Annotated in this window: 12 protein-coding genes; 4 read left to right on the top strand and 8 right to left on the bottom strand. The window is 73.1% G+C overall.

Annotation, left to right across the window (positions count from 1 at the left end; genetic code table 11):
* The 5 genes from ilvC to M8316_RS14105 all read right to left on the bottom strand — a co-directional run bounded on the left by ilvC (position 1) and on the right by M8316_RS14105 (position 4,861).
* The gene (gene ilvC / locus M8316_RS14125; RefSeq protein ID WP_308196027.1) at positions 1 to 1,029 is read right to left on the bottom strand and encodes a ketol-acid reductoisomerase; all 1,029 of its coding nucleotides are present in this window, start codon (positions 1,027 to 1,029) and stop codon (positions 1 to 3) included.
* Between the two features lie 75 nt (positions 1,030 to 1,104).
* Complete coding sequence (ilvN, locus tag M8316_RS14120) at positions 1,105 to 1,650, bottom strand: acetolactate synthase small subunit (protein ID WP_250055550.1); 546 nt, start codon at positions 1,648 to 1,650, stop codon at positions 1,105 to 1,107.
* Positions 1,650 to 3,404, bottom strand: a complete 1,755-nt coding sequence (locus M8316_RS14115) for an acetolactate synthase large subunit (RefSeq protein ID WP_250055548.1) — start codon at positions 3,402 to 3,404, stop codon at positions 1,650 to 1,652. The genes ilvN and M8316_RS14115 overlap by 1 nt, the downstream gene beginning before the upstream one ends.
* A gap of 309 nt (positions 3,405 to 3,713) precedes the next feature.
* On the bottom strand, positions 3,714 to 4,445 hold the full coding sequence (locus M8316_RS14110; RefSeq protein WP_250055546.1) for a 4a-hydroxytetrahydrobiopterin dehydratase: 732 nt from the start codon (positions 4,443 to 4,445) through the stop codon (positions 3,714 to 3,716).
* On the bottom strand, positions 4,442 to 4,861 hold the full coding sequence (locus M8316_RS14105; protein WP_250055544.1) for a VOC family protein: 420 nt from the start codon (positions 4,859 to 4,861) through the stop codon (positions 4,442 to 4,444). The genes M8316_RS14110 and M8316_RS14105 overlap by 4 nt, the downstream gene beginning before the upstream one ends.
* A gap of 91 nt (positions 4,862 to 4,952) precedes the next feature.
* Here M8316_RS14105 and M8316_RS14100 point away from each other — a divergent pair, with 91 nt between their 5' ends.
* Positions 4,953 to 5,606: a Pr6Pr family membrane protein gene (locus tag M8316_RS14100; RefSeq protein ID WP_250055542.1), complete on the top strand. Its 654-nt coding sequence runs from the start codon at positions 4,953 to 4,955 to the stop codon at positions 5,604 to 5,606.
* A gap of 10 nt (positions 5,607 to 5,616) precedes the next feature.
* Here the strand turns inward: M8316_RS14100 and M8316_RS14095 are convergent, their stop codons facing one another.
* Complete coding sequence (locus M8316_RS14095) at positions 5,617 to 6,672, bottom strand: S66 family peptidase (RefSeq protein ID WP_250055541.1); 1,056 nt, start codon at positions 6,670 to 6,672, stop codon at positions 5,617 to 5,619.
* 5 nt (positions 6,673 to 6,677) lie between these two features.
* Positions 6,678 to 7,913, bottom strand: coding sequence for a kynureninase (locus M8316_RS14090; RefSeq protein ID WP_250055540.1), 1,236 nt, complete (start codon positions 7,911 to 7,913; stop codon positions 6,678 to 6,680).
* A 94-nt stretch (positions 7,914 to 8,007) separates the two neighbouring features.
* On the opposite strand from M8316_RS14090, the gene M8316_RS14085 reads away from it, so the two are divergent.
* On the top strand, positions 8,008 to 8,337 hold the full coding sequence (locus M8316_RS14085; protein WP_250055539.1) for an antibiotic biosynthesis monooxygenase family protein: 330 nt from the start codon (positions 8,008 to 8,010) through the stop codon (positions 8,335 to 8,337).
* Here M8316_RS14085 and M8316_RS14080 read toward each other — a convergent pair.
* Positions 8,304 to 9,422 carry an FUSC family protein gene (locus tag M8316_RS14080; RefSeq protein ID WP_250055538.1) on the bottom strand — a complete coding sequence of 373 codons (1,119 nt, stop codon included), beginning with the start codon at positions 9,420 to 9,422 and terminating at the stop codon, positions 8,304 to 8,306. The genes M8316_RS14085 and M8316_RS14080 overlap by 34 nt on opposite strands.
* Before the next feature lie 173 nt (positions 9,423 to 9,595).
* Between M8316_RS14080 and M8316_RS14075 the strand changes: the two genes are divergently transcribed.
* Entirely contained in the window at positions 9,596 to 10,366 is a 771-nt protein-coding gene (locus tag M8316_RS14075; protein WP_250055537.1) for an HAD family hydrolase, read from the top strand.
* On the top strand, positions 10,363 to 12,957 hold the full coding sequence (locus M8316_RS14070) for a glycoside hydrolase family 65 protein (RefSeq protein ID WP_250055536.1): 2,595 nt from the start codon (positions 10,363 to 10,365) through the stop codon (positions 12,955 to 12,957). The genes M8316_RS14075 and M8316_RS14070 overlap by 4 nt, the downstream gene beginning before the upstream one ends.
* The last annotated feature ends 1 nt before the right edge of the window (position 12,958 follow it).

The raw sequence follows: 12,958 nt of genomic DNA, 5'->3' as shown, positions 1-12,958 counted from the left end.
TCAGCGGGCCGCGGTGCCCTCGACGTAGTCGGAGTCGTGGCTCTTGACCCACGCCATGAGCTTGCGCAGCTCGCGGCCGGTCTTCTCGATCGGGTGCGACTCGCCCGCGGCGCGGAGCTGCTTGAACTCCGGGGAGCCGGCGTCCATGTCGTCGATGAACCGCTTGGCGAACGCGCCGTTCTGGATGTCGGCGAGGACGGCCTGCATGTTGGTCTTCACCTCGGGGGTGATGACCCGCGGGCCGGAGACGTAGTCACCGAACTCGGCGGTGTCGGAGACCGACCAGCGCTGCTTGGCGATGCCGCCCTCGTACATGAGGTCGACGATGAGCTTCAGCTCGTGGAGGCACTCGAAGTAGGCGACCTCGGGCTGGTAGCCGGCCTCGATCAGGGTCTCGAAGCCGTACATCACCAGCTGGGAGGCGCCACCGCAGAGGACGGCCTGCTCACCGAACAGGTCGGTCTCGGTCTCCTCGGTGAAGGTGGTCTTGATGCCGCCGGCGCGCAGGCCGCCGATGCCCTTGGCGTAGGACAGGGCGAGGGGCCAGGCGTTGCCGGTCTCGTCCTTCTCCACCGCGACGAGCACGGGGACGCCGCGGCCGTCGACGTACTCACGACGGACCAGGTGGCCCGGGCCCTTGGGGGCGACCATGAAGATGTCGACGCCCTCGGGGGCGGTGATGTAGCCGAAGCGGATGTTGAAGCCGTGGCCGAAGACCAGGGTCTTGCCCGGCTTGAGCTGCGGCTCGATCTCCTCGGCGTACACCTTGCGCTGGTGCTGGTCCGGGGTCAGGATCACGATCACGTCGGCCCAGGCGGAGACCTCGGCGGGCGTGCCGACGGTGAGGCCCTCGGCCTCGGCCTTCGGCGTGGACTTCGAGCCCGGCTGGAGGCCGATGCGCACGTCGACGCCGGAGTCGCGCAGCGACAGCGAGTGGGCGTGGCCCTGGCTGCCGTAACCGATCACGGCGACCTTCTTGCCCTGGATCAGGGACAGGTCGGCGTCGTCGTCGTAGAACATCTCAGCCACGGGGGCTTCTCCTTCTGGTTGCTTCTGGGGTCTGGTGCGGTGCGTGTGGTGCGGTGCGCGTCGTGCGGGTCGGGGTCAGCCGACGTGCGCGGCCGGGGGCGCGGGGACGGCCACCGGCTTGAGGCTGCGCTCGGAGATCGAGCGGGAGCCGCGGCTGATGCCGACCATCCCGGACTGGACGATCTCACGGATGCCGAAGGGCTCGAGCACCCGGAGGAAGTCGGCGATCTTGCCGGCGTTCCCGGTGATCTGGACGGTGACCGCGTCGGTACCGACGTCGATCACCTTCGCGCGGAACAGCTGGACGGTGTCGAGCACCTGGCCGCGGGTCTCCGCGGTGGCGCCGACCTTGAGCAGGACGAGCTCCCGGGTCACGGAGTGCTCGGGGTCCAGCTCCACGATCTTGATGACCTCGACGAGCTTGTTGAGCTGCTTGGTCACCTGCTCGAGGGGCAGCGACTCGACGTTGACCACGATCGTCATCCGGGAGATCTCCGGGTGCTCGGTCGGGCCGACGGCGAGGCTGTCGATGTTGAAGCCTCGGCGGCTGAAGAGGCCGGCGATGCGGGCCAGGACGCCGGGCTTGTCCTCGACGAGGACGGACAGGGTGTGCTTGGTCATCAGATGGCGTCCTCGTCGAACTCGGGGGCCAGGTCGCGGGCGTACTTGATGTCGTCGTTGGACGCGCCGGCGGCGACCATCGGCCAGACCATGGCGTCCTTGTGCACGCGGAAGTCGACGACCACGGGCACGTCGTTGATCTCCATCGCCTTCTCGATGGTGGAGTCCACGTCCTCGGGGCGGTCGCAGGACAGGCCGACGCAGCCGTAGGCCTCGGCCAGCTTCGGGAAGTCCGGGATGCGCACCGGGCCACCGTGCTTCTGCAGGTCGGTGTTGGAGTAGCGCTCGCCGTAGAACAGCGTCTGCCACTGCCGGACCATGCCGAGGTTCTCGTTGTTGATGATCGCGACCTTGATCGGGATGTTCTCGATCGCGCAGGTCGCGAGCTCCTGGTTGGTCATCTGGAAGCAGCCGTCGCCGTCGATCGACCAGACGGTGGCGTCCGGGCGGCCGACCTTGGCGCCCATGGCGGCGGGCACGGAGAAGCCCATCGTGCCGAGACCGCCGGAGTTGATCCAGGTGTTGGGGTTCTCGTAGCCGATGAACTGCGCCGCCCACATCTGGTGCTGGCCGACGCCGGAGGTGAAGACGGTCTCGGGGCCGGAGATCTGCCCGAGGCGCTGGATCACCGACTGCGGGGAGAGCAGGCCGGCGGGCGGCTGCTCCCAGCCCAGCGCGTACTTCCGCTTGATCCCGGCCAGGAAGCCGACCCACTGCTCGTAGTCGCCGGTCTGCCCGTTCTCGGCCGCCGCCTGCAGGGCGACGACGAGGTCGGAGATGACCTCGCGGGCGTCGCCCACGATCGGGACGTCGGCGTGCCGGTTCTTGCCGATCTCGGCCGGGTCGATGTCGGCGTGGATGACCTGCGCGTGCGGGGCGAAGGCGTCCAGGTTGCCGGTGACGCGGTCGTCGAAACGGGCGCCGAGGCTGATGATCAGGTCGGACTTCTGCAGCGCCGCGACGGCCGCCACGGTGCCGTGCATGCCCGGCATGCCCAGGTGCTGCGGGTGGGAGTCCGGGAACGCGCCGCGGGCCATCAGCGTGGTGACCACCGGCATGCCGGTGAGCTCCGCCAGGACGCGCAGCTCGCGGGAGGCGCGGGCACGGATGACGCCGCCACCGACGTAGAGCACCGGACGGCGGGCGTCACCGATCATCCGGGCGGCCTCGCGGATCTGCTTGGCGTGCGGCTTGGTCACCGGGCGGTAGCCGGGCAGGCCCAGCTCGGTCGGCCAGCGGAAGGTGGTCGTTGACTGCAGCGCCGACTTGGCGATGTCGACGAGGACCGGGCCCGGGCGGCCGGTGCGCGCGAGGTGGAACGCCTCGGCGATCTTGGTGGGGATCTCGTCGGGGTCGGTGACGAGGAAGTTGTGCTTGGTGATCGGCATCGTGATGCCGCGGATGTCCGCCTCCTGGAAGGCGTCGGTGCCGATCATCGACGCGCCGACCTGACCGGTGACGGCCACCATCGGCACGGAGTCCATGTGCGCGTCCGCGATCGGGGTGACCAGGTTCGTCGCGCCCGGGCCGGAGGTCGCCATGCAGACGCCGACCTCACCGGTGGCGGCCGCGTACCCCTGGGCCGCGTGACCGGCGCCCTGCTCGTGGCGCACGAGGATGTGACGCACCTTGGTGGAGTCCATCAGCGGGTCGTACGCCGGGAGGATCGCACCTCCGGGGATGCCGAAGACGTTCTTCGCCCCCGCCGCCTCCAGCGACGTGACCAGGCTCTGTGCGCCCGTGATCTCGCTCATGCCCTGCTACTTCCTTGCCTCGGGTTGTGTCCGGCCGGTGCCGCCTCCCGCTCCGGGTGGCCGGCCGACCGCGTGCTGCTCTCGTGCTGATCCCACAAAAAAGCCCCCCGGCCACAGGCTGCGAGGGGATGACGCGCTGAGTGAGCGTGGATCGTGCTCAGACGGCGCGTCGTGTGCGTACGAGAAGGAACAGTCGCATGACGCCACGGTAACGGCACTGATTCCTCCTCGTCATCGGGAAGTGACGCTTGTCCCACGATCCGGGACGGGCTTCTCGGATCGTGAACGCCCCTGCGGCCGGTCCCGGCCTCACTCCCCCCGGCCGTGCCAGGTGGTCAGGCAGGCCTGGTTGCCCTGCGGGTCCGCGAGCACCCAGAAGGCGGGCGCCTCCTCGTCGGAGACCATGGTGCCACCGGCGGCCAGGGCCGCGTCGATCCTCTCGCGCACCACCTCTGGCGGCACCCGGACGTCGGCGTGCCACCGCTGCGCCGGTGCCGACCGGGCCCGTGGCCGGTCGCAGGGCTGGAACCACACGGTCGGGAGCGTGCCGCCCGGATCCACCACCTGGAGCTCGACGCCGTCCTCGTGCTCCACCCGCTCGAGCACCCCGTCGAGCACCGCCGCCCAGAACGGCGCGACCTCCTCCGCGTCCCACGTGTCCAGCGCCAGCTCCAGGACGCGCAGGGAGACCGGAGCGGCCACGACCCCCATCTCGGCGGCCAGTTCGGAGACCTCCCGGGCCAGCATCACGTCGCGGACCGTGAGCCCGCCGACGTCGTGGCTGACCAGCCCCACCTCGACGTGGCCGTAGCGCAGGTCGACGTCGGGGTGGTGGTCGGCCGCGTCCGCGAGCCGGGCCAGCTCGGCCACGAACGCGGCACCGGTGGCGAAGTCCTGCGTCAGGTAGCGCACCCGGAGGCGGCCGAGCAGCGGCCGCCAGCCGGAGAGCCCCGCCTCGTCCACCTGCGTGGTGGACCAGACCTCGCGCTCCTCGGGCACCGGGTGCCCGGTCGCGCCGGGCTGCTCCCCCGCGCCGCTCACGGCAGCACCGACAGGCCGATGGGGCCCGGGTTGTGGGCCACCTCCCAGCGGAAGCCGTCCGGGTCGGCGAAGTAGCCGGAGTACCCGCCCCACTCGCGCGCCACCCCGTCGGCGACCGGGTCCGCGCCCGCGGCCCGCGCCTCGGCGAGGACCGCGTCGACCTCGGCGGGCGTGGCGACGTTGTGCGCGAGGGTGATCGGTGAGACGCCGGGGCCGCTGCGGGGCGCCTCCCCGACCTCGGCGGTGAAGGCCGCCGCGTCCCAGAGGGAGAGGACGAGCCGCTCGCCGGCCCGGAGCATCAGCACCTCGCCGGGCACGAGCAGCTCGGGCTCCCAGCCGAGGCCGTCGACGTAGAAGCGTCTGCTGGCCTCGACGTCGGCCACCGCGAGAGTCACGAAGCTGATCCGCTGGTCCATGACGCCGACGATTCCACCCGGCGCCGACACCCGCCACCCTCCCTCCTGCTGCACTCCCGCGCCCGGCCGCGCTCCCCGCTAGGTTGCCCGCGTGCCCACCACCGCCGCGCGTGCCCTGCACGCCGTCACCGCCGTCGTCGCCACCGCCGCGATCGTCCTCCAGCTGGTGCTCGTCCTCCTCGGCGACGCCGTGCTCGACGAGGCCGCGGCACCGCCGCTGGGGCTCGCCCTGGTGCGGTTCGTCGCCTACTTCACCATCCAGTCCAACGTGCTCGTCGCCCTCGCCGCGTGGACGCTCGTGGCCGACCCCGACCGCGACGGCACCCGCTGGTGGCGCGGGCTGCGCCTGGCCGGGGTCGTGGGGATCACGGTCACCGGCGTCGTCCACTTCCTCCTGCTCCGGCCCCTGCTGAGCCTCGAGGGGGCGAGCTGGGTGGCCGACAAGGCGCTGCACGTGGCCGTCCCGCTCCTGGCGGTGCTGGCCTTCGTGGCCGCGGGGCCGCGGCCGCGCGTCGACGCCCGGGCCGTGGGCGTGGCGGTCGGCTGGGCCGTCGCCTGGCTGGTGGTGACGCTGACCTACGGGCGGCTCACCGGGTGGGTGCCCTACCCGTTCCTGGACGTGGAGGAGAACGGCTGGGGCGGCGTCGCCGTGGTCTGCCTGGGCATCACGGTGTTCTTCCTGGCGCTGTGCGGCCTGGCCGCCCTCGTCGACCGGCGGGCCGGCCGCAGCCCGCGCTCCGCCTGAGGCGCACCCCTCACCAGGTCTGGCGCCAGGTGCGCGTGGCGGTGTCGACCTCGACCAGCGCCCCGGTCACCCACGCCCCGCACGGCTGCGTGTGCCCGTGGTCGACGTCGAGCACGACCGGCACCGGGCGACCCTCGGCGTCCCGCAGGTCGCCCAGCGCGTGCGCCACCGCGTCGTGCTGGCCCAGGTCCCCGGACGCCGGCGCCGCGGTGCGTCCCACGAGCACGCCGCGCGCGTGGTCGAACCAGCCGGCCAGGCGCAGGCCGTGCAGGGCACGGGCGACGTCCAGCGCGCCCCACTCGGCGGCCTCGAGCAGCACGACGACCCCCTCGCCCTGGGCAGCCTGCGCCGCGGCGAACGCGGGCACGTCGCCCACCGGTGTGCCGGCCAGGTGGTGCACGGTCTCCAGGCACCCGGCCACGAGGCGTCCCGCGAACGCGGCCTCCCCGCCGCCCAGCACCGACCACGCGGCCTCGCCGTCGAGCGACATCCGGGCGACGCCGGGATCGGCGACGTAGTCGTCCCACCCGCTGGTGCGCCAGCGCCCCGGCGAGGTCTGCACCAGCGGCCCGCTGCGCGGGTCGTGCTCGAGCGCGTCCAGCCAGCCGACCAGGCCACGGGCGGCCGTGTACGGGGTGTCCATCAGGTTGTGGCCGGTCAGGGCGCCCCAGCCGCAGTGCACGGTGAGCGGCAGCATGAGCGTGGAGGTGTCGGAGAACCCGACGACCCAGGTGGGCTCGGCCGCGGCCAGCGCCTCCCAGCCCAGGACGCCGAGCAGGTCGATGGCCAGCTCCCCGCCCCACGGCGGCACCACGGCGGCGACGTCGGGGTCGAGCAGCATCGCGGTCAGCTCCGCGGCGCGTGCCTCCCGCGGGGCGGAGAGCACCGGGTCCCCCTCGGTGAGCAGGCACTCCCCCAGCCGGACCTCGTAGCCGCGCTCGCGGACCACGCGCACGGCCTCGCGCAGCCGCGGCACCATCGGCGGCGCCACGCCCGAGGACGGCGCGGTCACCCCGACGGTGTCGCCGGGGCGGAGCGGACGGGGGAAGCGCAGCGGTGCTCTCACGCACCTCACGCTAGGCCCGCGAGCACCTCCGCCGCAGCCGAGATCCCGGCCTCCACCTCGGCGAACGAGGTCGAGAGCGGGGAGAGCCCGAGGCGCAGCCCGCCGGGGTCGCGGTAGTCCGGCAGCACCTCGCGCTGCCACAGGCCGGCGACGACCTCGCGCATCCGCGGGTGCAGCAGCGTCACGTGCCCACCCCGGCGCTCGGGGTCGGCCGGGGAGCCCAGCCGGGCGTCGGGGAGCAGTCGGCGGCCGGCGTCCGCGGCGAAGGTGGTGAGGGCGACGGACTTGGCGCGCACCGCCTCGATGCCCACCTCGTCGAGGAGGTCGAGCATGTCGGCGACCGGCTGCATCGAGAGCACGGACGGGGTGCCCGCGACCAGGCGGCGCACGCCGGGCGCCGGCTCGTAGCCGGGCCCCATGGCGAACGGGTCGGTGTGGCCCATCCACCCCGTGACCGGCTGGGCCAGGCCCGCGTGGTGGCGGGCGGCGACGTAGGCGAGCGCCGGGGCGCCCGGGCCGCCGTTGAGGAACTTGTAGGTGCAGCCGACGGCGAGGTCGACCCCCGTGCGGTCCAGCTGCACCGGCAGCACCCCGACCGAGTGCGAGAGGTCGGCCAGCACCAGCGCGCCCACCTCGTGGGCCACCTCGGCGACGGCGGCCAGCGGCGCGATCGCCGCGGAGCGGTAGGCCACGTGCGAGAGCAGGACGACGGCGGTCTGCTCGCCCACCACGGCGGCGACCTCGTCGTCGGTGACCCCGGTGGTGGGCTCGGCGGGCTCGATCCAGACCAGGTGCAGGCCGCGCTCGCGGGCCACCGACTCGGCCACGTACCGGTCGGTCGGGAAGTCGTCGGCGCTGAGCACCACCTCGGTGCGGCCCGGCCGCAGCGCGGCCGCGGCGTGCAGCAGCTTGTAGAGGTTGACCGTGGTGGAGTCGCCCACCACGACCTGGCCGGGGGCCGCGCCCAGGCAGGTGCGGGCGATCCGGTCGCCCAGGGTGAGCGGGAGGTCCATCCAGCCGCCCTCGCCGACGTCGCCCCAGCCGCGGATCAGCCGGCCGCCCCACTCCTCGTCCACGAACGAGCGCAGGCGCTCCCCCGTCACCCGCAGCGGGCGCCCGAGGCTGTTGCCGTCCAGGTAGACCAGGGGCTGCTCCGCGCCGACGAACCGGTCCCGGTGGGCCGCGAGCGGGTCTGCGGCGTCGAGGGCGTGCGCGGGGACGAGGTCAGGGCTGGTGCTCACTCGGTCCGTTCTATCCCGCGAGGCCCCGGGGGTCCCAGTCGCTTCACCCGGCGGCCGCCGACACCGGCCCCCCGGAGCAGGCAGGATGGGGCTCGTGCACGTGCCCCGGACCGGCCAGGTCGTCACCGTCTTCCGCAACCGCCTCGACGCCGAGCACGGGCGCGCCTACCGCGACGAGCTGGCCGTCGTGGCCGCCCTGGCCACGGCCATGCCCGGCTTCGTGGAGACCAAGACCTTCACGGCCGAGGACGGCGAGCGCTGCACGGTGGTGACGTTCGCGGACGCGGCCTCGCACCGTGCGTGGGCCGAGCACCCGCGGCACCGGGAGGCCCAGCGCCGCGGGGTGGCGCAGTTCTACGCGCAGTACTCGATCGCCGTGGGCGAGACGACCTACGCCAGCGCCTTCGAGCGCGGCAGCAGCTGAGCGGCCGCCCAACCGACGACGAGCCCCACGGCCACGCCGAGCAGCGTCTCCACGCCCCGGTCGAGCAGCAGGCTGCTCATCGGCTCGGGGCTGGCCAGGTGCACCATCAGCAGCGCCAGGGGCGTGATGACCACGAGCGCGAGCGCGTAGTTGCGCATCACCAGCAACTCGGCGGCGCCCTGGAGCACGACGACGAGCAGCACCACGACGAGGCCGGGCGGGTCGAGGGTCAGGACCAGCGCCGCGAGGCCGAGGCCGACGAACGTGCCGACGACGCGGTGGATGCCGCGCTCCAGCGCCGGCAGCCACTCCCGCGCCATCAGCGGGACGACGGCGGAGACCATGGCCCAGTAGGGGTGACCGATCCCGACGCCGGTGGCGAGGGCGCCGGCGACGAGGACCGCCACGGCACCGCGCAGCGCGTGCCGGGTCATGTCGGTCGGTCGCACGTGGGGCGGGGCGGTGCGCACCCCACCGGGGCGGTCACCGACCGCGCCGCGCTCGGCCAGGCCGCCCAGCGCGCTGACGAGGAGGGCCAGCAGGGCGCCGGAGATCCCGACGAGCACGGCGGCCAGCACGGTGCCGGCGTCCGCGGGGATGGCCGAGGAGGCGCCGAAGCCGAAGACGGTGAACAGCGGGCCGGGCGGGCGCCAGCCCCAGTGGTCGGAGAGCAGCGACGCGCCGCCGGCGAGCACCGCGGCCACCGGCACCGCCAGCCAGGCCCGCTCCGAGGAGGTGGCGACGAGCGTTCCCAGCACGACCGCGAGCACCAGCCAGGCGCCGGCGCGCGCCTGCATGCGGACCCGCTGGCGCCAGGGGTCGTTGCGGGCGTAGATCGAGGCGAACGCGCCGAACGTGGCGTAGGCGGACCACTCCAGGTGGTCGGTGGCCCACAGCACCAGCAGCGGCACCGCGACGCTGAGCCCGGCCCGCAGCGCGACCCGGTGCGCGCCGGCGTGCGGACCGACGGCGAGCAGGCCGGAGGCCAGGCGGGCGCGGGTCGAGGCGTTCCCGTTCGCCGACGTCGCGGACGTCGGGGTGGACGGCGTCGAGGAGGGCGGCACGGAGGTCGTCGGCGGCGTCATGCCCCCTGGAACCGCGGCGCGCGGCCGCGTCCTCCCGTTCCTTCTGCTGAGCGGAAGCGAGGTGGGTCACTCCCGGGCACCCGTCCGGACCGCCGCCCACCCTCCCCCGGGTGTCAGATGCGTCTCAGGCCCTCCTGCTAGGTGACGCGCGACGCACCGCCTAGGCTCGCCTGGTGACCCAGGAGACGATCACGCCCGGCAGCACCCCCGACTGGCGTTCCGTCGGCGCCGTCCTCTTCGACCTCGACGGCGTGCTCACGCCGACCGCCGAGGTGCACATGGTCGCGTGGGGCGAGATGTTCAACGCCTTCCTCGCGACCGTGGACGACGAGGGCGCCGACACCTCGGAGTACACCGACGCCGACTACTTCGCCCACGTCGACGGCAAGCCCCGCTACGACGGTGTGCGCGACTTCCTCGCCTCCCGGGGGATCGAGCTGCCGGAGGGCTCCGCGGACGACGACGCCGACGCGGTGACCGTCCGCGGGCTCGGCAACCGCAAGAACCTCGCCTTCAACGAGGTGCTCGAGCGTGACGGCGTCGAGCCCTACCCGGGCTCCGTCCTCCTGCTCGACCACCTGGCCGAGATCGGTGTGCCCCTGGCCGTCGTCTCCTCCTCGGCCAACGCGCCCGCCGTGCTCGCCGCCGCCGGCATCGCCGACCGCTTCGGCGTCGTCGTCGACGGCAAGGTCGCCGCGGCCGACGGCCTGCCGGGCAAGCCCGCGCCCGACACCTACCTGGCGGGCGCCGAGCGCCTCGGCGTCCCGTCGTCGCAGGCGGTCGTCGTCGAGGACGCCGTCTCCGGCGTCCGTGCCGGTGCGGCCGGCGACTTCGCCGAGGTCATCGGCGTCGACCGCGGCGTGGGGCTGGAGACCCTGCGCGAGAACGGCGCCACCCTCGTCTGCTCCGACCTCGCCGAGCTCGTCCCCGGAGACCCCGCATGAGCCGCGTCCACGTCCACAGCGACCCGCTGGACCGCAGCCGCTTCGGGCTGGACCCCTGGAAGCTGACGGAGTGGGCCTACCGCTCCCACGACCTCGGCGTGACCGAGACGCTGTTCAGCGTCGCCAACGGCTACCTGGGCATGCGCGCCAACCCCGAGGAGGGCCGGGACGCCTACGCGCACGGCACCTTCGTCAACGGCTTCCACGAGACCTGGCCGATCCGGCACGCCGAGGCCGCCTTCGGCTTCGCCCGCACCGGCCAGACCATCGTCAACGTCCCCGACGCCAAGCTGATGAAGGTCTACGTCGACGACGAGCCGCTCATCCTGGGCACCGCCGACCTGGAGCACTACGAGCGCAGCCTGGACTTCCGCGACGGCGTCCTGCGCCGCACGCTGATCTGGCGCACTCCCGCCGGCAAGCGGGTGAAGGTCGAGTCCTCCCGGATGGTCTCGATGACGCAGCGCCACCTCGCGCTGCTCAGCCTCGAGGTGACGATGCTCGAGGGCGACGCCCCCATCGTCATCTCCTCCCAGCTGCTGAACCGCCAGGACGGCAAGGACGAGTACCACGACCCGTCCGCCGCCATGGGCGAGGGCGTCGACCCGCGCAAGGCCGCGAAGTTCGAGGACCGCGTGCTCCTGCCGCGCGTGCACTACGCCCGCCAGGACCGGATGATGCTGGGCTACCAGTGCGCGAACTCGGCCATGACCATCGCCGTGGGTGCCGACCACGTCCTCACCACGCAGGCCGACCACGAGATCGTCGTGCGCGGCGACGAGGACCTCGCCAAGATGGTCTTCCGCGCCGACGCCTGCGCCGGCCAGAGCATCCGCGTGGACAAGTACGTCGCCTACCACACCTCCCGCGGCGTGCCCGTGCGCGAGCTCTCCGACCGCTGCAACCGCACGCTGGACCGGGCCACGCGGCACGGCATCGAGGCCTACCACGCCGACCAGCGCGCCTGGTACGACGCGTTCTGGGAGACCGCCGACGTGCTGGTCACCGACGAGCACGCCGACGCCGAACAGCTGGCCGTGCAGCAGGCCATCCGGTTCAACCTGTTCAGCCTGGCCCAGGCCTCCGCGCGCGCCGACCAGCAGGGCGTGCCCGCCAAGGGCGTGACCGGCTCCGGCTACGAGGGCCACTACTTCTGGGACTCCGAGATCTACGTCTCGCCGTTCCTGACCTACACCCAGCCGCAGCTGGCGCGGAACCTCATGCACTTCCGCTCCCGGATGCTGCCGGCCGCGCGTCAGCGCGCCCGCGAGATGGCCCAGTCGGGTGCGCTGTTCCCGTGGCGCACGATCAGCGGCGAGGAGGCCTCGGCCTACTACGCCGCCGGCACCGCGCAGGTGCACATCGACGCCGACGTCGCCTACGCGCTGAGCCAGTACGTCAACGCCACCGGCGACCGCGGCTTCCTGGTCCGCGACGGCATCGACATCCTCGTGGAGACCGCGCGCATGTGGGCCGACCTGGGCTTCTGGCGCTCCAACGGCACCCCCTCGTTCCACATCCACGGCGTGACCGGCCCGGACGAGTACACGACGGTCGTGAACAACAACCTGTTCACCAACGTGATGGCGCGCTACAACCTTGAGGAGGCCGTCGCCGCCTGCGAGATCGTCGAGAAGGACTTCCCCGAGGACTGGCACCAGGTGCGCCGCCGCCTCGACATCTCCGAGGACGAGATCGAGGAGTGGCGCCGCTGCGCGGCCGGGATGCACGTGCCGTTCGACGCCGGCCTGGGCATCCACCCGCAGGACGACTTCTTCCTCGACCGCGAGGTCTGGGACCTCTCCAAGACGCCCGACGAGCTGCGCCCGCTGCTGCTGCACTACCACCCGCTGGTGATCTACCGGTTCCAGGTGCTCAAGCAGGCGGACGTGGTGCTCGCGCTGTTCCTCCAGGGCGACCGGTTCACGCCCGAGGAGAAGCGCGCCGACTTCGAGTACTACGACCCGATCACCACCGGCGACTCGACGCTGTCGGCGGTCGTGCAGTCGATCGTGGCGGCCGAGGTCGGCTACCACGAGGTGGCCTGGAGCTACTTCCTCAACTCCCTCTACGTCGACCTGGCCAACCTGCACGGCAACACCGTGGACGGCATGCACATCGCCTCCACCGGCGGCATCTGGTCCGCGCTGGTCTGTGGCTTCGCCGGCATGCGCGACCGGGGCGGGCGGCTCTCGTTCGACCCGCGGCTGCCGGACACGTTCCCGCTGCTGCGCTCGGGCCTGGTCTGGCACGGCACGCGTCTCCAGCTGCACCTGGAGGCGGACTTCTTCTCCGTGGAGGTCGTGGAGGGCACCGAGCCGGTCACCATCAGCGTCCGCGGCACCGAGCACGTGGTGGCGCCGGGCGCGCCGGTGCGGGTCGAGCTCGACGGACGCGGCACCCGGCTGGCCGGCACGCTGACCGAGAAGCCCCAGCTGGGCGGCGTGCGCGCCGACGGCACGCGGATCACCGCGGGGGTGCCGGAGCCGATCGCGCTGGACGAGGACGTCGACGAGGCCACCGCCACGGCGATGAGCCAGCCGATGAACTCGGCGCTGGGCCCCGACCCGACGATCGACGGGGAGTACTGAG

The sequence above is a fragment of the Nocardioides bruguierae genome (assembly GCF_023554635.1).
Lineage (GTDB): Bacteria > Actinomycetota > Actinomycetes > Propionibacteriales > Nocardioidaceae > Nocardioides > Nocardioides bruguierae.
This window is presented reverse-complemented; position numbering and strand designations above follow the sequence as displayed.